Here is a 19,138-nt window from a genome sequence, read left to right on the forward strand (position 1 = left end):
CAAAGAATGAATGATTGAAGGAGTATTTAAATGAGAAATTTACCAATCATTGCATTAGATTTTAAATCTGCAGAAGAAGTGAATACCTTCTTAGACCAATTTAATGAACCATTGTGTGTCAAGGTTGGTATGGAATTGTTTTACCAAACAGGTCCTGGACTTATTCAATCTCTAAAAAAGAGAGGCCATGATATCTTTTTAGATTTAAAATTGCATGATATCCCTAATACTGTAAGTAAAGCTATGGAAGGATTAGCGCGATTAGATGTAGATTTAGTTAATGTTCACGCAGCTGGCGGTGTGAAAATGATGGAAGAGGCTAAAAAAGGTTTAAGTAAAATTAATCCAAATACTAAAATTATTGCAGTAACGCAACTTACCTCTACTACTGAACAACAGTTGCATGAAGAGCAAAATATTCATACGACTATTGATGAAGCGGTACTGAATTATGCTCGCCTTGCTCATAAAGCTGGTTTAGACGGAGTGGTGTGCTCACCACTTGAAGCTGAGTTAATTTCTCGAGAATTAGGTCCTGAATTTATGAAAGTCACTCCCGGAATTAGACCTAAGGGCGTGGCTCAAAATGATCAACAGCGTATTACTACTCCCGAAGAAGCGCAAACTTTAGGATCTACACATATAGTAGTCGGGAGACCTATAACACAAAGTGATCGTCCTGTAGAGAGCTATCAAAATATCAAAGAAAGTTGGTTAGGTTAATGGCTAAAGAAATTGCAAAAGCTTTATTAGATATTGAGGCAGTCTCCTTGTCTCCGAATGATTTATATACTTGGAGTTCTGGGATTAAATCTCCAATCTATTGTGATAATCGTGTCACTCTAGGTTATCCGTTAGTGCGTAATGCTATTAGAGATGGTTTAGCACGCTTAATAGATGAACATTTTTCAGAGGTAGAAATTGTGTCTGGTACTGCAACTGCAGGTATTCCTCATGCTGCTTATATTTCTGAAAAGATGGAACTACCAATGAATTATGTTCGTTCTAAAAGTAAAAGCCATGGTAAACAGAATCAAATTGAAGGCGCTAAAAGCGAAGGTAAAAAAGTTGTAGTTGTTGAAGATTTGATCTCTACTGGTGGTTCTTCAGTAACAGCTGTAGAAGCTTTAAAAGAGGCTGGTGCTGATGTACTTGGTGTGGTAGCAATTTTCACGTATGGTCTGAAAAAAGCAGATGATACATTCCACAAAGCAGGAATTCCGTTTTATACTTTAAGTAATTATAATGAATTAATTGAAGTTGCGAGGGAAGAAGGAAAAATTTCTGAAGATGATATTCAGACTTTAGTTGATTGGAGAGACAACTTGTCATAAGATAAGTTTATAAAGGGGGAAAGTGAATGACTCAAAGAGATGAAAATAATCATCTTTATATTACGATGAAGCATTGTAATGATTTTCTAAAAAGACAAGATGATTATAGAACCCCAAAAAACTTAAAAAGTATTGACGAAAGTGTTCGAGATTTCTCAGAATCAGTAAATGATAATGCGTTTACACATTCTGGTGATATATTTAAAAGAGCTAAAGAAAGTTTACGTCATAAAGGTCAATTATAGGCGAAAATTAAATATGAAAATCTAAAGAGCCAAAGTACTTGGAATTTCAAGACTTTGGCTCTTTCTCATTAGCGTATAAATACTTTAGTGAGCAACCAACCGATTAGTAAAACAATTAATAATATTAAAATGGGTAAACCGTAGTGAATTAACATCTTCCGTAAACCTCCCTATATATAAAATATTATATTCATATTGTTATGTGAGAATAAGATTAGGGTAAGCGATCTTATAAATCATCAAATAAACGAAGACATAGTTTTTTTTATCTGTATCACGATATTCTACATTATAAGAGTTATCATGTTAAAATAATATACGAGATACTTAAATTGGTAAAGTAATTAAATTTTTAAAACTAGGGGAGATATAAAGTGGAAATACCTAAAATAACAACATTTCTTATGTTTAACGACCAAGCTGAAGAAGCAATTAAGTTATATACAAGTTTATTCGAGGATAGTGAAATATTGACGATGGTTAAATATGATGAAGACGGCCCTGGTACTCCAGGATCAGTACAACACTCTATCTTTACTTTAAATGGTCAAGTATTTATGGCAATTGATGCTAATAATGGTGAAGAATTACCTATGAACCCTGCCATGTCATTATATGTCACTGTTAAGGATGCTATGGAAATGGAACGTTTATTTAGTGGTTTGAAAAAAGAAGGCGCTATTCTAATGCCTAAAACTGAAATGCCACCTTTTAGAGAATTTGCATGGGTGCAAGACAAGTTTGGCGTGAGTTTCCAACTCGCTTTACCAGAATAAGAATAAAATATATTAAAAACTCCGTACGGTAACTTATCAAGGTTATCGTACGGAGTTTTTTATTAAGATTCTTTCATTTGTTGAATTTTATCATAGTCAGGTGTTGCATATAATGTTTTTTGATTATCATATGTCACAAAGCCAGGTTTTGCACCTGAAGGTTTGTGAACATTTCTAATTTCTGTATAATCTACTGGAATTTGACCAGAATTTCCTGCTTTAGAGAAGTAACCAGCTAACATTGCAGCCTCTTTAATTGTTTCATCACTAGGACTATCATTTAAGATAACGACATGAGAACCTGGTATATCTTTAGTATGGAACCAAATATGAGATTTTTGTGCTTTTTTATTTGTTAAGTAGTCATTCTGCTTATTATTTTTACCGACTAAGATCGTATCTCCGTCACTTGAGCGATACGTTTGTAGTTGAATTTGCGCATTCTTTTTCTTTTTAGTATTTTTACGCTGTTTCATGAAACCTTGGTCAGCTAATTCGTCACGAATATCATCTATATCGTCAACAGTAATATGTTCTAATTGTTGTTCAATATTTGAAAAGTAATCAATGTTTTCTTTCGTTAAATGTATTTGATGATCTAATTCATGTTCTCGTGTTTTTAGACGATTATACTGCTTATAGTAGTATTGAGCATTTACTGAAGGTGATTTGGTTGGATTGAGCGGAATGGTTACCTCTTCGCCAGTATAATAATTTAGTGCTGTTACCGATTCATCACCTTGTTTAATTCTGTAAATGTTTGCAGTGATTAATTCACCATAAAGTTGTTGAGTTTCTTTATCCTTAGCACTCTCATATTCATCAATTAACTTACTTAATTTATTTTGTTGTTTTTGCAACTGTTGTTGTACAAATCTTACTAAATCATTTGCACGTTGTTTAACACGTTCTCGCTCTCCTCGAGCATCATAATAACGATCGAGTAAATCGTTAAGTGAATCATATTCTACTACATCATCATAAAACTGATTTAATTTCATAAAATAAAAATCTTCCTTGCCTGTCTCATGATTTTTATGAAAAACAGGGGTCGGAGATAATTGAGTTTCAGCCATAACTTCATCATATGCTTCAGGTAGCGTATCTTGCGTCATAAATTGTCGGCGACTAACTATTTCATTTGTAATAAGTGGGCTAAACCCTTCAAATGAATTTAATAATTGTTTAGAAATTTTACCTGAATTAAAATCAATATATTTTAGAGCCTCTTGTCCAGAAATTTCGTAAGGATTTAACTTATTTTGGCTTGGAGGAGCTTCATATTCAAACCCAGGCATTACCGTACGATATTGGTTAGTATTTGGTGTTAAATGCTTAAATCCTTCAATAATTTTACGATTTTCATCTACAAGAATAAGGTTACTGTGTTTACCCATAATTTCTAATATAATTGTACGATGCATTGTGTCGCCGATTTCATCTTTACTTTTTATATCAATTTCAACGCGACGGTCATTGCCAATTTGTCGTATATTTTCTATAAAGCCACCTTCTAAATGCTTACGAAAGACACGTGCGAACATAGGTGGATTAAATGGGTTATCATATTTTTTATCAGTAATTTGTAACCTTGAAAAGCTAGGGTGAATTGATAATAGTAATTGATGATTTTTGCGATTTTGTCGTACTACCATAATAATAGTATCGTTTTCCGGTTGATTGATTTTATGAATACGGCCTGAAACTAAACTTTGAAGTGATTCAACCATCTTTTTAGTGAATAAGCCATCATATGCCATATTTATCTGCCACCTTAAAAATTTTCATTCATCACATTTTAACATGCGTTGTTTATACGGTCATTGTTTTAGTTTTATAAAATATAAAATGGTGAATAATAGAAGTAAAATAATTTAATTGATATGAAGGCATTAAGGCGTACTATTTATCAATATGAGAATTAATGGATTACATTAACTAAAGTTAATGCATTAAGAGTCACTAAATAGTTTTTAACTATTAAGTGACTCTATACATTCTTTAGTTTGGTATGATATTATATTTAAATAATAGAAGAATAGCTTAGAGAGGTCGTAAGGCATGGATAATGAAAAAGGATTGCTAATTGTTCTTTCAGGTCCTTCTGGTGTTGGCAAAGGAACTGTTAGAAAACAGATTTTTGATGATCCCACTACTTCATATAAGTACTCTATATCAATGACTACTCGTAACATGCGCGAAGGTGAAGTAGATGGTGTAGATTACTTTTTCAAAACGAAAGAGCAGTTTGAAGAGTTAATTAAGGACGATCAATTTATTGAATATGCGGAATATGTAGGCAATTATTATGGTACGCCAGTTCAATATGTTAAAGATACTATGGATCAAGGTTACGATGTTTTCTTGGAAATAGAAGTTGAAGGCGCAAAACAAGTAAGAAAAAAATTTCCTGATGCATTGTTTATCTTCCTTGCGCCACCAAGTCTTGACGACTTAAGAGAGCGCTTAGTTGGCAGAGGCACTGAATCAGATGAGAAAATTCAAAGTCGTGTTAACGAAGCACGTAAAGAAGTTGAAATGATGAATCTATATGACTATGTAGTCGTAAATGATGAAGTTGAACTTGCTAAAAATCGAATTCAGTCTATAGTAGAAGCTGAACATTTAAAAAGAGAGCGCATCGAAGCTAAATATAGAAAAATGTTATTGGAGGCAAAAAAATAATGTTAAATCCACCGTTAAACCAACTTACTGCAAAAATTAATTCTAAATATCTTATCGCAACTACTGCCGCGAAAAGAGCGCGCGAGTTAGACGAAAAACATGAAACAGCACTTATTGAAAATTATCATTCAGCTAAACCAGTTGGTAGAGCTTTAGAAGAAATTGCTGATGATAAAATTGAACCAGTCATTCCTGAAGAATACTTAGGTTAATATTTTTACTTTAATCTATAATTTTGACACACCTTATTAAGGACACATATTAGAGACGTGTGATCCGTAATGAATTAAGGTGTGTTTTTTTAATTATTAAACTTATTTGTGTATAATAAAATTAAATTTGAAGAACAGGTATCATGCTCTAATTAAGCATAGAACTTAAACATTTAAACCTTTTAAATGAATATTTTAAGTAAAGTATCAAGGAGATTATATAATGAAACACATTTTATTAGCTGTAACTGGTGGCATTGCAGCATATAAAGCGATAGATTTAACGAGTAAGCTAACACAAGCGGGTTATGAAGTGAGGGTAATGCTTTCTAACCATGCACAAGAGTTTGTCACACCACTTTCATTTCAAGCAATTAGCAGAAATCCAGTTTATACCAATATTTTTAAAGAAGAAACACCAGAAGAAATTCAACACGTGTCATTAGGTGACTGGGCAGATGCAATTATTATAGCGCCAGCTACAGCTAATACAATTGCGAAGTTAAGTGTTGGCATCGCTGACGACATTATTACATCAACATTACTTGCTACTGAAACACCGAAGTTTGTTGCACCAGCAATGAATGTGCACATGTATGAGAATCCTCGTACTCAACATAATATTGAAGTTCTCAGAGGAGATGGCTATCAATTCATTGAACCAGGAGATGGCTATTTAGCTTGTGGTTATGTAGCAAAAGGCCGAATGGAAGAACCATTGCAAATTGTGTCCGTGATTAACCAATTTTTCAACAATGATAAAGTTTCGTCTGATAGTTCATTTTCAGGAAAGAGAGCTTTAGTTACTGCAGGTCCTACGGTTGAAGTGATTGATCCGGTGAGATATGTTACAAATCGTTCTTCAGGTAAAATGGGTTTTGCAATAGCTGAGGCTCTTAGAGATAAAGGAGCTGAAGTAACACTCATAACTGGTCCTACGCAGTTAACTGATCCTACGGGTATAAACGTGATACATGTTCAAAGTGCAGAGGATATGTTTAATGCCGTAAAAGAAAGATATGATGCACAAGATATTGTTTTTAAAGCGGCGGCTGTTTCAGACTATACACCCTCAGAAGTGCTTGAACATAAGATGAAAAAACGTGAAGGGGATTTATCTGTTACCTTCAAGCGTACTACTGATATCTTAAAGTATTTAGGTGATAACCAAAAGCATCAATACTTAGTAGGCTTCGCTGCAGAAACTCAAAATATTGAAGCATATGCGCAAGATAAATTAGCGCGTAAGAATGCTGATGTCATTATCTCGAATAATGTAGGTGACCAATCTATAGGATTTAGTTCTGATGATAATGAATTGATGATGCATTTTAAGAATAAAGATGTGGTTAGTATAAAGAAGGGTAAAAAAGTAGAATTAGCTAAACAAATTTTAGATGAATTAGAAACTAGGTGGCAATGATGATTGCAAAAGTAATTGTTGATATACCATCCAAGAGTGTTGATTTTAAATTTGATTATATTGTGCCAACTCATTTAGAAAGTGTAGTTCAGGTTGGTGTGCGTGTAATTGTTCCATTCGGGCCTCGTACTATTCAAGGTTACGTGATGGATATTCAAGATAAGCCAGATGAAGATGTTAACATCTCCAAGCTTAAAGCTATTAAAGAAGTTCAAGATATTCAACCAGAGCTAACTACAGAGCTTGTTCAATTAAGCGAATGGATGAGTCATTATCATGTCACCAAACGTATATCTGTACTTGAAGCAATGTTGCCAAGTGCAATAAAAGCGAAATACAATAAAGCTTTTGAAATAATTAAGGGAAATGATTTATCTGAAACAATTTTGAAGAAATTTAATAAAGATGGTCATTATTTATACAAAGACGCGCAACATAATAATGATTTAGACGACATGCTTTCACTAATGAAAGAGGGATTGGTACAAGAAGTCACTTTATTGTCTCAAAATATTAAGAAGAAAACACAAAGAGCAATTGCTATAAAAGAAGAATTCAATGGTGATGATGTTCTAGCTCGACTTGAAAAGTATGCGAAACAATATGATTTATACGCTTTCTTATTAGAAGAATCACATCGTACCATATTTTTAAAAGAGATTGAAGATATTGGGTTCTCTAAGTCTAGCTTAGATTCTCTAATTAAAAAGGGCTACGTTGAAAAATATGATGCTGAGGTTAACCGTGATCCATTTGCGAATCGTATATTTGAACAAGAAGATAAACGTCAACTTACCACTGATCAACAACAAGCTTATGAAGCTGTTAAAAATAAAATTGACCATGATGAATCTAGAACATTTTTACTACATGGTGTAACAGGTTCAGGTAAAACTGAAGTTTACCTACAAACCATAGAAGCAGTTTTAAACAAAGGTAAAGAGGCGATGATGCTTGTACCAGAAATTGCACTTACACCTCAAATGGTTTTACGATTTAAACGTCGTTTTGGAGATGATGTTGCTGTACTTCACTCAGGATTATCTAATGGTGAACGTTATGATGAATGGCAAAAAATCCGTGACGGGCGTGCACGTGTAAGTGTTGGTGCACGTTCGAGTGTGTTTGCACCTTTTAAAAATTTAGGAATTATTATTATTGATGAAGAACATGAATCTACATATAAACAAGAAGATTATCCAAGATATCATGCGAGAGATATTGCACAGTGGCGTAGTCAATATCATCATTGCCCTGTCATACTCGGAAGTGCGACACCAAGTTTAGAAACATATGCAAGAGCGGAGAAAGATGTTTACGAATTATTATCATTACCAAATAGAGTGAATCAACAAGCACTACCTCATATTGATATTGTAGACATGCGTGAAGAATTAAGCGAAGGGAATCGTTCTATGTTCTCCAATGCGCTTAAAGAAGCTATACAACAACGCTTAAATAAAAAAGAACAAATCGTACTTTTCTTAAATAGAAGAGGATATGCTTCATTTATGTTATGTAGAGATTGTGGGTATGTTCCGCAATGCCCTAACTGTGATATTTCATTGACATATCACAAAACGAGTGATCAACTAAAATGTCATTATTGTGGTTATCAAGAAACACCACCTAATTTATGCCCAAATTGTGAAAGTGACCATATTAGACAAGTAGGTACAGGAACACAACGTGTAGAGGAATTATTATATCAAGAATTTCCAGAATCAAGAATTATACGAATGGATGTAGATACAACTTCTAAGAAAGGTGCACATGAAAGATTATTAAATGACTTTGAAGCGGGTAAAGGGGATATCCTCTTAGGTACACAAATGATTGCAAAAGGTTTAGATTACCCTAATATCACATTAGTCGGAGTGTTGAATGCAGACACCATGCTTAATTTGCCTGATTTTCGGGCAAGTGAACGAACGTATCAATTATTGACTCAAGTTTCCGGTCGTGCTGGGCGCCATGAAAAAGAGGGTCAGGTCATCATACAAACATATAATCCGGAACATTATGCTATTGAAGATGTGAAACTTAACGATTACCTCACGTTTTATCAAAAAGAAATGAACTTTCGTAAACTAGGTAAATACCCACCTTATTATTTCTTAATCAATTTTACAATTTCTCATAGAGATATGAAAAAAGTGATGGAAGCGTCAAAACACATTCACCAAATATTATTGCAACATTTAAGTGAGAAAGCTTTAGTATTAGGCCCATCTCCTGCAGCATTATCTAGAATAAATAATGAATACCGTTTTCAAATATTAGTAAAGTATAAAAGTGAACCACAATTACATCAGGCACTTCAATATTTAGACGATTACTATCATGACCAGTATGTAAAAGAAAAATTAGCACTTAAAATTGATATTAACCCACAAATGATGATGTGATATTAAAAAAGTGTATTAACATGATAAATATAAAAAGGCAATTTCTGTATTAATTTTACAGAAATTGCCTTTTTTAAAATATATATTAGAAACAGCTTTAAACTTCTAAATTTACATTGTAACATTACCATTTTCATCAGCTGGTCTGAATAGAGTTAAAATGGCACTGATAATAGCTAAAATATGAGGAATGGCTGTCCAACAGAATAAAAGATGCATAATACCCTGGAACGACTTACCAGCGTAAAATTTGTGGATGCCGAAGCTTCCTAGAAAAACAGCTAATAAAATATATATCACTTTATTTACTTCCATGATGGTCACCTCCGGTCAGAAATTTAAGTTATTATTAAACTTACCTTACTTAGTATTTTATTAGGTCACAATATAAAATCAATTATTTTACTTTCTCTTTAATCAAATTCAGACTAAAGTTGCAAGAAATTTAAATAATTAATCACACTTTCAAGAAAGGTCGCAATTTCAATTTAAGTAAGTTATAATGATATGATGAATTTTAATGAGGAGCCGTTAGCATGACAGTAAAGAAATTGGTTAAGTCTACACATCCGTTACTAAAAAAAGAAAGCAAGACCGTGAATCAATATGATGACCAGTTAAAATCATTGTTAAAGGATTTGGAAGATACTCTATATGAAGAAGAGGCTGCTGCAATTAGTGCACCACAAATTGGTGTGAATCAACGTGTTGCATTAATCGATATGGAACTTGAAGGGCTTCTTCAATTAATCAACCCAGTCATAAAAAGTTATTCTGATGAGGAAATTACAGACCTTGAAGGTTCAGTTTCTTTACCTAATGTTTTTGGTGAAGTAACTAGAAGTAAAATGATTGTTTTACAATGCAATGATGTAAATGGAAATCAAGTTGAATTGACTGCTTATGATGATGTAGCTCGAATGATATTACATATGGTAGATCATTTAAATGGTATCCTTTTTACAGATAAAGCGAATCGTATTTTAAATGAAGATGAAGTGGAGGCATATTTTGAAAATGAGTAAAATTATATTTATGGGAACACCTGACTTTTCAACTAAAGTACTAGAAATGTTAATTGCAGAACATGACGTGATTGCAGTAGTGACACAACCCGATCGTCCAGTTGGTCGTAAAAAAGTCATGACACCACCACCAGTTAAAAAAGTAGCGCTTGAACATAACATTGATATTTATCAGCCTGAAAAACTTAAAGATTCAGAAGAACTTGAAGAATTATTAACGTTAGATGCTGATTTAATTGTTACCGCTGCATTTGGCCAGTTACTACCTGAGTCTCTACTTAACGCACCACGTTTAGGAGCGATTAATGTACATGCTTCATTACTACCTAAATATCGTGGTGGAGCACCCATTCACCAAGCAATTATAGATGGTGAAGAAAAGACAGGTATAACGATAATGTATATGGTGAAAAAATTAGACGCTGGTAATATCATTTCTCAGAAAGCAATTAATATTGAGGAAGATGATAATGTAGGTACAATGCATGATAAATTAAGTTTCCTTGGTGCGGATTTACTCAAAGATACACTTCCTTCTATTATTAATGAAACGAATGACAGCATCCCTCAAGATGACTCAGAAGCGACATTTGCTTCTAACATTAGTAGAGAAGATGAACGAATTAATTGGAATCAAAGCGCTCAAGATATTCATAATCACATACGTGGCTTATCTCCATGGCCAGTAGCATATACCACTATGGATGACAAAAATCTTAAATTATATTCATCTCACATTATCTCAGGTAAGAATGGTGATCCTGGTAAAATCATTGAAACGACTAAAAAAGCTATCATTATTGGAACAGGTTCTAATGATGCTATTGCATTAACGGAAATGCAACTTGCTGGAAAAAAACGTATGTTAGTAGCTAATTATCTTAGTGGCGTTCAAGAGTCACTAGTAGGGAAGCAATTGATATGATGAATTCTGTAAGAGCCCATGCATTCGAAACTATCCAACATATATTAATTGAAGGCGCATATAGTAATTTAAAAATTAATGAAGTTTTATCTTCCAATATCATCGCTGATGTTGATCGGAATTTATTTACTGAGCTTGTTTATGGAACAATTAAACGAAAATATACATTGGATTATATTCTAAAACCTTTTGTTAAAACTAAAATAAAAGGGTGGGTACGCCAGCTTTTATGGATGAGTATTTATCAATATGTTTATCTCGACAAAGTTCCCGATCATGCGATTATTAATGAAGCAGTTGATATTGCTAAGCAAAGAGGTGGCCATCATAATGGTAATATCGTCAACGGTATTTTACGTTCAATGATGAGAAGTGAATTGCCTCATTTTCAAGAAATAAAAGATGATAAGAAACGAATTGCTTTAGAGTATAGTTTACCTAAATGGTTAGTTAATCACTGGGTAACGCATTATGGTCTTGTGACGACGGAAGAAATTGCTCAGTCATTATTAGCTCCTGTCAAGACAACAGTTAGAGCGAATATTTCACGTGGTTCTGTAGATGACATCATTAATAAATTGGAAAATGAAGGATTCAATGTTGAAAAAGATGATATTTTACCTTTTTGTTTGCATGTAAGCGGGCAAACTATTGTAAATTCAAGAGCGTTTAAAGATGGTTATGTCTCCATTCAAGATAAGAGTTCGATGATGGTAGCTCATATCATGAAGTTAGGTAGAGATGATAAAGTATTAGATGCTTGTAGTGCTCCTGGAGGAAAGGCTTGTCATATGGCGGAAATATTATCTCCAGAAGGGCAAATTGATGCTACAGATATACATTCCCATAAAATTGATCTTATTGAGTATAATATTAAAAAATTAAAGCTAGATAATATGCATGCGTTCCAACATGATGCAACTGAACCTTATGATGGGCTGTACGATAAAATTTTAGTCGATGCACCTTGTAGTGGTTTAGGTGTGTTAAGACATAAACCTGAAATAAAATATACTCAGTCTCAAGATAGTATTCAATCACTTGTTGATTTACAACTACAAATATTAGAGAATATTAAACATAATATTAAACCTGGTGGTACAATTACGTATTCAACATGTACAATAGAACAGATGGAAAATGAGAATGTAATTTATACATTTTTAAAACAAAACGAAGAGTTTGAATTTGAGCCTTTCCAACACCCTGTTACTGGAAAGCAAGTTAAGACATTACAGATATTACCACAAGATTTTGACTCTGATGGATTCTTTATAACTCAAATTAAAAGAAAGGAAAGTTAAGAATGATTACTGCAGAAAAAAAGAAAAAGAATAAGTTCTTACCTAATTTTGATAAACAATCGATTTATTCTTTGCGTTACGATGAAATGCAGCAGTGGTTGATTGATCATGGGCAACAAAAATTTAGAGCTAAACAAATTTTTGAATGGTTATATCAAAAAAGAGTGGATAGTATTGATGAAATGACGAATCTCTCTAAAGATTTACGTCAAGTTTTAAAAGATAATTTTGCGATGACTACGTTGACGACAGTAGTTAAACAAGAAAGTAAAGACGGAACGATTAAATTTTTATTTGAATTACAAGATGGTTATACAATTGAAACTGTATTGATGAGACATGAATACGGTAATTCAGTTTGTGTCACAACACAAGTGGGTTGTCGTATCGGTTGTACATTCTGCGCTTCAACTTTAGGTGGCTTAAAGCGAAACTTAGAAGCGGGCGAAATAGTATCTCAAGTACTGACAGTTCAAAAAGCTTTAGATGAAACAGATGAACGCGTCTCTCAAATCGTAATCATGGGTATTGGTGAACCTTTTGAAAATTATGATGAGATGATGGATTTCTTAAGAATCGTTAACGATGATAACAGCTTAAATATTGGGGCACGTCATATTACAGTGTCCACTTCTGGTATTATTCCTAGAATTTATGATTTCGCTGAAGAAGACATCCAAATCAATTTTGCAGTTAGTCTACATGGTGCTAAAGACGAAATTCGTTCTCGTTTAATGCCGATTAACCGAGCTTATAATGTTGAGAAATTAATGGAAGCAATTAAATATTATCAGGAACAAACTAATCGACGTGTTACATTTGAATATGGTTTATTCGGTGGAGTGAATGACCAACTAGAACATGCAAGAGATTTAGCACATCTAATTAAAAATTTAAATTGCCATGTTAATCTAATTCCAGTCAACCATGTACCTGAACGTAATTATGTGAAAACTCCAAAGGATGATATTTTTAAATTTGAAAAAGAATTAAAGAGATTAGGAATCAATGCTACAATAAGACGTGAACAAGGATCAGACATTGATGCAGCGTGTGGTCAATTAAGAGCAAAGGAACGACAAGTAGAAACGAGGTAAAGACATATGTTAAACGCACAATTTTTCACGGATACTGGTCAACACAGAGAAAAGAATGAAGACGCTGGCGGTATTTTTTATAACCAAACTCAGCAACAATTGTTAGTTTTATGCGATGGCATGGGTGGTCATAAAGCCGGTGAAGTAGCTAGTCAATTCGTTACGTATGAACTTCAAAAACGTTTTGAAGATGAAAACCTCATTGAAATCCATCAGGCTGAATCATGGTTGCGTTCAAACATTAAAGATATCAACTTTCATTTGTATAACTATGCTCAAGAAAATCCAGATTATCATGGTATGGGTACAACACTCGTGTGCGCTATTGTTTATGACAAGCAAGTTGTGGTAGCTAATGTTGGAGATTCTCGCGCTTATGTTATTAATCAAAGACAAATAGAGCAAATTACAAGTGATCATTCCTTTGTTAATCATCTCGTTGTCACTGGTCAAATTTCTAAAGAAGAAGCTTTTAATCATCCACAAAGAAATATCATCACTAAAGTTATGGGGACTGACAAACGCGTGTCACCTGATTTATTTGTTAAAAGAACTAACTTTTATGACTTCTTGTTATTAAATACAGATGGATTAACAGATTATGTTAGAGATTACGAAATCCAGGAGGAGCTTAATCAAGATGACACAATTGAATCACATTGTGAACGTCTAATGCGTTTAGCGATGTCCCATGACTCCAAAGATAATGTAAGTTTCATACTGTCATCGATAGAAGGTGACAAAGTATGATAGGAAAGATGGTTAATGAACGCTACAAAGTAATTGATAAACTTGGTGGCGGAGGAATGAGTATTGTATATTTAGCAGAAGATACAATACTTAATCGTAAAGTCGCAATAAAAGCTATTTCTATTCCACCTCGTGAAAAGGAAGAAACCTTAAAACGCTTTGAACGAGAGGTACATAATTCTTCTCAGCTATCACATGAAAATATAGTGAGTATGATTGATGTAGATGAAGAAGACGAATGTTTCTACCTAGTAATGGAATATATTGAAGGCCCTACATTAGCTGAATATATACATAGTCATGGTCCTCTAAGTGTAGAAACAGCAATAAAATTTACCGAGCAAATTTTAAGTGGTATCAAACACGCACATGATATGAGAATTGTGCATCGTGACATTAAACCACAAAATGTATTAATAGATAAAAACAAAACATTGAAAATCTTTGATTTTGGTATAGCAAAAGCGCTAAGTGAAACATCCTTAACACAGACGAATCACGTGCTCGGAACAGTACAATATCTTTCACCAGAACAGGCAAAAGGTGAATCAACTGATGAAGGTACAGATATTTACTCTATTGGTATAGTGCTATATGAAATGTTAGTAGGTGAACCTCCTTTTAATGGAGAAACTGCTGTTAGTATTGCCATTAAGCATATTCAAGATTCAATACCAAATATTACTACTGATAAACGCGAAGAAGTACCACAAGCGTTAAGTAATGTTGTGCTACGCGCTACTGAAAAAGATAAACATAATCGTTATCATACCGTTCAAGAAATGTGTGATGACTTAACGAGTGCTTTACATGAGAACCGTGCGAACGAGGAAAAATATGAACTAGATAAAACTAAAACAGTTCCGCTCACTAAAGATGAACTCAATAAAAAGATAAATGATACTCATAACGATGATGATTTAAATAAAACAATGCAAATCCCTATTGTTAACGAACCTGTACGTCAGCAAGAATTTCAATCGTTAGAAGGTCGCTATTCACCACCACCTAAGAAGAAACACTCTAAGATGAAAATCACTGTCCTATCTTTAATATTTGCGTTATTGTTAGCGGGATTAGTTGGTTTTATAGGTATGGGTGTTTTTGGTAGTAAGTATGAGGAAATGCCAGATTTATCAGGAAAAACTGAAAAAGAAGCAGAGCAAATATTAAAGGATCATCATTTGACCATGGGTGACATATCTAGGAAATATAGTGATAAATATCCTGAAAACCAAATCATCAAATCTGAACCCAATAGCGGTGAACGGGTAGAAGAAGGAGAAGCGATTGATATTATTCTTTCTAAAGGTCCTCAAAAAGTAAAAATGCCAAATCTTGTAGGACTGCCTAAAGATGAAGCAGTTAAAAAGCTGAAAAATTTAGGTTTAAAAGATATTGATGTTGAACAAGCTTATAGTCACTCAGTAGACAAAGGTTTAATTTCAGAACAAAGTGTTGAAGCAAATAGTGAAGTTGCTCTAAATGATCATCACATTAAAATCTATGAGTCACTAGGTGTGCGTCAAGTTTATGTGAGTGATTTTGAAAATAAATCTTATTCATCAGCCAAAAAAGAGTTGGAATCTAAAGGATTTAAAGTACAAGCTACTCAAGAAAATGATGATAAAGTTAAAAAAGGAAATATTATATCTCAATCACCTAAAAATAAATCTGTAGATGAAGGTTCTATAATTAATTTAACAGTTTCAAAAGGCAAGTCAGGTGAGGACGATGATGACAGTGATGATAGCGATGTGAAATCAACGTCTGAAACAGTTAAAGTGCCCTACTCAGGTAGTAAAGGTAAAAGCCAAACAGTAGAAGTCTTTATAAGAGACAAAGATAACTCTGGAAATTCCGCATCTCAAACTTTTAAAATTACTAAGGATAAAACAATAAGCATACCTTTAAAAATAGAAAAAGGTAAAACTGCGGGATACACTGTACGTGTTGATAATAAAATTGTTGCCGATAAAGATGTTGGCTACGATGACTAATAATAAAATACAAAATGAGCCCCTTTCAACTTTTGAAAGGGGCTCATTTTGTAATATTCTGTATTTATTTCGCTTTCGTTTGTTCAATAGTTGTTTGACTACCTGCTTTCGTTCCGAATAGAAGAATGAGTAGTGAAGTAACTAATAGCACACTTAGTGAAAGTGTCCAGTTATGCGTGATATCGTGGAAAATTCCAAATAAGAATGGGCCAATAGCAGCTAATAAGTAACCAATAGACTGTGCCATCCCAGACAATTTCGCTGCTGTTTGTCCACTTTCGGTACGTACAACAAATAATGTGTTAGCTAATCCAAATGCTAGACCACTTGCTACACCTATGAGTATGATGCCTAACCATACATATTTGTAATCAACGAATATTAAACAAAGTACACCTATCATGAATAGAACGCTCGTTAATAATGTTAGGGGTACTTGTGATTTCATTTTTGTAGCAACAATAGGTGTGATGAAAGTTAAAGGTATAATAGCGATTTGTAATATTGATACGTAAATACCTGAAGTTTGTATAGATATGCCATGATCCGTGAGTAATTCTGGTAACCAATTAATAATTGTATAAAAGATCAGAGATTGTGCCCCCATAAAAATGGTTACTCTCCAAGCCAATAGAGACTTCCAAATGTTGATTTGACTATGAACAGAGTTGGTAGCTTTAGGTGGTTGTTGCTTCAGTTGAAAAGTCCAAATTATAATTGTGAATAATGTAATAATAGACATTAGTCCTAATGCAATTGCATAGTTATAACGAGAGGTTAACGGACTTATGACTGAAGAACTTAAACTTCCAACTACATTCATTACTACGGTATATAGCCCTGTCATGATACCAATATGAAAGGGAAATCGTGTTTTGACTATGGCTGGTGCTAATACATTGCCAAACGCAATACCTATACCAATCAGTGTTGTGCCAATATAAAGCCAACTCAATCCAATTATTGAACGTAATAAAATACCTATAAATATAAAGATTAAAGCTACAAATATTGTTCGTTCTAATCCAAATGTATTGCCTATTTTTGACGCAAAAAATGATACAACTCCAAATGCTATTAAAGGTACTACAGTCATTAAACTAAGTGCACTATTAGTTGTATGTAATGTATCTTTAATTGAAGGTAACGCCACGCCAACAGAGGTAATGGGTGCTCGTAAATTTGCTGCTACCAACATGATTCCAATTAATAATAAAAAATTAATGTGCCTGTCTAAATTTTGCTTAGGCATGACTATCCCTCCTTTTTCACAGATGTAAAAATCGTATCACTTGCTTAGAAAAGTGACAAGATAGTTTTATCGATTTTTAATCAAAATATATACTATTGAGAAACGAAGTTATACGTATTATATTTATAACGATTTTGATATACTATGAATAGAAAAAAATCTAGAGAGGTGTCGATTTGAAGACTGGACGTATCGTCAAATTAATTAGTGGTGTCTACCAAGTAGATGTTGATGGTGTTCGATTTGACACTAAGCCACGAGGATTGTTTAGAAAGAAAAAATTTTCTCCAGTAGTAGGAGATATCGTCGATTTTGAAGTTCAAAATGAACAAGAAGGCTATATTCATCATGTTCATGACAGAGACAATGAACTCAAACGACCACCTGTCAGTAACATTGATGAGCTTGTTATTGTAATGAGTGCTGTTGAGCCTCAATTTTCAACTCAATTACTTGATCGTTTCTTAGTCGTAGCACATTCTTATGATTTAGAACCTCGTATATTAATTACTAAGAAAGATTTAACGACACAGGATGATCAAGAATATATTCAAGCTATGCTAGACCTATATCAAGATATAGGATATCCTACACAGTTTATTAGTAAAAATGATGATAGGGTCTCTATTGTAGATGAGTGGAATCATGGTTTAATTGTTTTAAGTGGACAATCAGGTGTAGGTAAAACTACTTTTCTTAATCATTATCGCCCAGAGTTAAACCTTGAAACAAATGATATCTCTAAATCATTGAATAGAGGTAAGCATACGACGAGACATGTTGAATTATATGAGAGAAATCATGGATTTATTGCTGATACGCCAGGATTTAGTGCGCTTGATTTTGATCATATTGAAAAGGATGAACTTAAAAATTACTTCGTTGATATTAAGGACGCGGGACAAGATTGTAAATTTAGAAATTGTAATCATATCAAAGAACCTAAATGTAATGTTAAACATTTAGTTGATGAGGGGAAAATTGCTCAATTTAGATATGAGCATTATTTACAGTTATTTAATGAAATCTCTAATAGAAAGGTACGATATTGATGGTTAAGGTTTTACCTTCACTTTTATCCGTTGATTTTTTAAATTTAAAAGAGGAATTAGATCATTTAGAAAAAGCGAATGTTGATGGCTTACACTTCGATGTGATGGATGGGAAATTTGTACCTAATATTTCGATAGGTATACCACTTTTAGATGCAATACGCAGTTATTCTAACCTACCAATTGACGTACATTTGATGATCGAACAGCCTGAAAACTATATTCAATTATTTGCAGATCATGGCGCAGATATGATTTCAGTGCATGTTGAAGCTACACCTCATATACACCGTGCAATTGAAGAAATTAAATTACTTAACAAGAAAGCTGGAGTTGTAATCAATCCAGGCACACCTGTAGAGTCCATTTTACCTGTGTTAAGTATTGTAGATTATGTTTTGGTTATGACAGTTAATCCTGGATTTGGTGGGCAATCATTTATTGAACAATGTATTAATAAAATCGAACAACTTAACCAAATAAAACATGAGAATAATCTTACATTTGATATTGAAGTTGATGGTGGCATTAATGATTCAACAAGTAAATATTGTGTAGAGCAGGGAGCAACAATGCTTGTTACAGGTTCATACTTTTTTAAACAAAATGATTATGCAAAGGTCACTAATGCATTGAAAGGCTAATTTATT

The 19,138-nt window shown here is 33.3% G+C and carries 19 protein-coding genes; 16 read left to right on the top strand and 3 right to left on the bottom strand.

Annotation, left to right across the window (positions count from 1 at the left end; all coding sequences use genetic code 11):
* The first annotated feature begins 30 nt into the window (after window positions 1-30).
* The 4 genes from pyrF to CM54_RS02910 all read left to right on the top strand — a co-directional run bounded on the left by pyrF (window position 31) and on the right by CM54_RS02910 (window position 2,355).
* Complete coding sequence (gene pyrF, locus CM54_RS02895) at window positions 31-723, top strand: orotidine-5'-phosphate decarboxylase (protein ID WP_037548790.1); 693 nt, start codon at window positions 31-33, stop codon at window positions 721-723.
* Window positions 723-1,334 carry an orotate phosphoribosyltransferase gene (pyrE, locus tag CM54_RS02900; protein WP_030065303.1) on the top strand — a complete coding sequence of 204 codons (612 nt, stop codon included), beginning with the start codon at window positions 723-725 and terminating at the stop codon, window positions 1,332-1,334. Before pyrF ends, pyrE begins: the two co-directional genes overlap by 1 nt.
* A gap of 26 nt (window positions 1,335-1,360) precedes the next feature.
* Window positions 1,361-1,579 (top strand): hypothetical protein, encoded by a 219-nt coding sequence (locus CM54_RS02905; protein ID WP_030065305.1) that lies wholly within the window; start codon window positions 1,361-1,363, stop codon window positions 1,577-1,579.
* 374 nt (window positions 1,580-1,953) lie between these two features.
* Window positions 1,954-2,355: a VOC family protein gene (locus CM54_RS02910; protein ID WP_002435165.1), complete on the top strand. Its 402-nt coding sequence runs from the start codon at window positions 1,954-1,956 to the stop codon at window positions 2,353-2,355.
* A 62-nt stretch (window positions 2,356-2,417) separates the two neighbouring features.
* Here CM54_RS02910 and CM54_RS02915 read toward each other — a convergent pair whose 3' ends face one another.
* On the bottom strand, window positions 2,418-4,115 hold the full coding sequence (locus CM54_RS02915) for an Rqc2 family fibronectin-binding protein (protein ID WP_037548792.1): 1,698 nt from the start codon (window positions 4,113-4,115) through the stop codon (window positions 2,418-2,420).
* A 301-nt stretch (window positions 4,116-4,416) separates the two neighbouring features.
* Here CM54_RS02915 and gmk point away from each other — a divergent pair, with 301 nt between their 5' ends.
* From gmk to priA, 4 genes are all read left to right on the top strand, one after another.
* Window positions 4,417-5,040: a guanylate kinase gene (gene gmk / locus CM54_RS02920; protein ID WP_002435146.1), complete on the top strand. Its 624-nt coding sequence runs from the start codon at window positions 4,417-4,419 to the stop codon at window positions 5,038-5,040.
* Window positions 5,040-5,252 (top strand): DNA-directed RNA polymerase subunit omega, encoded by a 213-nt coding sequence (gene rpoZ / locus CM54_RS02925; protein WP_037548794.1) that lies wholly within the window; start codon window positions 5,040-5,042, stop codon window positions 5,250-5,252. The genes gmk and rpoZ overlap by 1 nt, the downstream gene beginning before the upstream one ends.
* Window positions 5,253-5,475: 223 nt before the next feature.
* Window positions 5,476-6,675 (top strand): bifunctional phosphopantothenoylcysteine decarboxylase/phosphopantothenate--cysteine ligase CoaBC, encoded by a 1,200-nt coding sequence (coaBC, locus tag CM54_RS02930; RefSeq protein WP_037548796.1) that lies wholly within the window; start codon window positions 5,476-5,478, stop codon window positions 6,673-6,675.
* Window positions 6,675-9,083: a primosomal protein N' gene (gene priA / locus CM54_RS02935; protein ID WP_037548798.1), complete on the top strand. Its 2,409-nt coding sequence runs from the start codon at window positions 6,675-6,677 to the stop codon at window positions 9,081-9,083. Before coaBC ends, priA begins: the two co-directional genes overlap by 1 nt.
* Before the next feature lie 111 nt (window positions 9,084-9,194).
* On the opposite strand, the gene CM54_RS02940 is transcribed toward priA, so the two are convergent.
* On the bottom strand, window positions 9,195-9,398 hold the full coding sequence (locus tag CM54_RS02940) for a TM2 domain-containing protein (RefSeq protein ID WP_002435184.1): 204 nt from the start codon (window positions 9,396-9,398) through the stop codon (window positions 9,195-9,197).
* Between the two features lie 221 nt (window positions 9,399-9,619).
* Here CM54_RS02940 and CM54_RS02945 point away from each other — a divergent pair, with 221 nt between their 5' ends.
* From CM54_RS02945 to pknB, 6 genes are read left to right on the top strand one after another with little or no spacing between them, the layout of a single operon-like run.
* Window positions 9,620-10,108: a peptide deformylase gene (locus CM54_RS02945; protein ID WP_002435193.1), complete on the top strand. Its 489-nt coding sequence runs from the start codon at window positions 9,620-9,622 to the stop codon at window positions 10,106-10,108.
* Entirely contained in the window at window positions 10,101-11,033 is a 933-nt protein-coding gene (gene fmt, locus CM54_RS02950; protein WP_002435167.1) for a methionyl-tRNA formyltransferase, read from the top strand. The genes CM54_RS02945 and fmt overlap by 8 nt, the downstream gene beginning before the upstream one ends.
* On the top strand, window positions 11,030-12,337 hold the full coding sequence (gene rsmB, locus CM54_RS02955) for a 16S rRNA (cytosine(967)-C(5))-methyltransferase RsmB (protein ID WP_037548800.1): 1,308 nt from the start codon (window positions 11,030-11,032) through the stop codon (window positions 12,335-12,337). The genes fmt and rsmB overlap by 4 nt, the downstream gene beginning before the upstream one ends.
* A 2-nt stretch (window positions 12,338-12,339) precedes the next feature.
* Window positions 12,340-13,434, top strand: coding sequence for a 23S rRNA (adenine(2503)-C(2))-methyltransferase RlmN (gene rlmN / locus CM54_RS02960; protein ID WP_002435140.1), 1,095 nt, complete (start codon window positions 12,340-12,342; stop codon window positions 13,432-13,434).
* Window positions 13,435-13,440: 6 nt separating this feature from the next.
* Window positions 13,441-14,184: a Stp1/IreP family PP2C-type Ser/Thr phosphatase gene (locus CM54_RS02965; protein WP_002435155.1), complete on the top strand. Its 744-nt coding sequence runs from the start codon at window positions 13,441-13,443 to the stop codon at window positions 14,182-14,184.
* On the top strand, window positions 14,181-16,184 hold the full coding sequence (pknB, locus tag CM54_RS02970; RefSeq protein ID WP_037548803.1) for a Stk1 family PASTA domain-containing Ser/Thr kinase: 2,004 nt from the start codon (window positions 14,181-14,183) through the stop codon (window positions 16,182-16,184). The genes CM54_RS02965 and pknB overlap by 4 nt, the downstream gene beginning before the upstream one ends.
* Before the next feature lie 64 nt (window positions 16,185-16,248).
* Here the strand turns inward: pknB and CM54_RS02975 are convergent, their stop codons facing one another.
* Window positions 16,249-17,436, bottom strand: coding sequence for a CynX/NimT family MFS transporter (locus CM54_RS02975; RefSeq protein ID WP_030065324.1), 1,188 nt, complete (start codon window positions 17,434-17,436; stop codon window positions 16,249-16,251).
* 176 nt (window positions 17,437-17,612) lie between these two features.
* Here CM54_RS02975 and rsgA point away from each other — a divergent pair, with 176 nt between their 5' ends.
* Together rsgA and rpe are read left to right on the top strand one after the other, a co-directional pair.
* Window positions 17,613-18,488 (top strand): ribosome small subunit-dependent GTPase A, encoded by an 876-nt coding sequence (gene rsgA / locus CM54_RS02980; protein WP_030065326.1) that lies wholly within the window; start codon window positions 17,613-17,615, stop codon window positions 18,486-18,488.
* Window positions 18,488-19,132, top strand: a complete 645-nt coding sequence (gene rpe, locus CM54_RS02985; RefSeq protein WP_030065328.1) for a ribulose-phosphate 3-epimerase — start codon at window positions 18,488-18,490, stop codon at window positions 19,130-19,132. The genes rsgA and rpe overlap by 1 nt, the downstream gene beginning before the upstream one ends.
* The last annotated feature ends 6 nt before the right edge of the window (window positions 19,133-19,138 follow it).

It is taken from the genome of Staphylococcus sp. TE8, from assembly GCF_000692055.1.
Lineage (GTDB): Bacteria > Bacillota > Bacilli > Staphylococcales > Staphylococcaceae > Staphylococcus > Staphylococcus capitis.

Excerpts from the sequence above, each read along its gene's own strand:
- CM54_RS02905 (WP_030065305.1), top strand. The coding sequence starts at position 1,361 with ATGACTCAAAGAGATGAAAATAATCATCTTTATATTACGATGAAGCAT.
- pknB (WP_037548803.1), top strand. The coding sequence starts at position 14,181 with ATGATAGGAAAGATGGTTAATGAACGCTACAAAGTAATTGATAAACTT.
- CM54_RS02940 (WP_002435184.1), bottom strand. The coding sequence starts at position 9,398 with ATGGAAGTAAATAAAGTGATATATATTTTATTAGCTGTTTTTCTAGGA.
- fmt (WP_002435167.1), top strand. The coding sequence starts at position 10,101 with ATGAGTAAAATTATATTTATGGGAACACCTGACTTTTCAACTAAAGTA.
- pyrE (WP_030065303.1), top strand. The coding sequence starts at position 723 with ATGGCTAAAGAAATTGCAAAAGCTTTATTAGATATTGAGGCAGTCTCC.
- rsmB (WP_037548800.1), top strand. The coding sequence starts at position 11,030 with ATGATGAATTCTGTAAGAGCCCATGCATTCGAAACTATCCAACATATA.
- coaBC (WP_037548796.1), top strand. The coding sequence starts at position 5,476 with ATGAAACACATTTTATTAGCTGTAACTGGTGGCATTGCAGCATATAAA.
- rpe (WP_030065328.1), top strand. The coding sequence starts at position 18,488 with ATGGTTAAGGTTTTACCTTCACTTTTATCCGTTGATTTTTTAAATTTA.
- CM54_RS02975 (WP_030065324.1), bottom strand. The coding sequence starts at position 17,436 with ATGCCTAAGCAAAATTTAGACAGGCACATTAATTTTTTATTATTAATT.
- CM54_RS02915 (WP_037548792.1), bottom strand. The coding sequence starts at position 4,115 with ATGGCATATGATGGCTTATTCACTAAAAAGATGGTTGAATCACTTCAA.
- rpoZ (WP_037548794.1), top strand. The coding sequence starts at position 5,040 with ATGTTAAATCCACCGTTAAACCAACTTACTGCAAAAATTAATTCTAAA.
- priA (WP_037548798.1), top strand. The coding sequence starts at position 6,675 with ATGATTGCAAAAGTAATTGTTGATATACCATCCAAGAGTGTTGATTTT.
- pyrF (WP_037548790.1), top strand. The coding sequence starts at position 31 with ATGAGAAATTTACCAATCATTGCATTAGATTTTAAATCTGCAGAAGAA.
- CM54_RS02965 (WP_002435155.1), top strand. The coding sequence starts at position 13,441 with ATGTTAAACGCACAATTTTTCACGGATACTGGTCAACACAGAGAAAAG.
- CM54_RS02945 (WP_002435193.1), top strand. The coding sequence starts at position 9,620 with ATGACAGTAAAGAAATTGGTTAAGTCTACACATCCGTTACTAAAAAAA.
- rlmN (WP_002435140.1), top strand. The coding sequence starts at position 12,340 with ATGATTACTGCAGAAAAAAAGAAAAAGAATAAGTTCTTACCTAATTTT.
- gmk (WP_002435146.1), top strand. The coding sequence starts at position 4,417 with ATGGATAATGAAAAAGGATTGCTAATTGTTCTTTCAGGTCCTTCTGGT.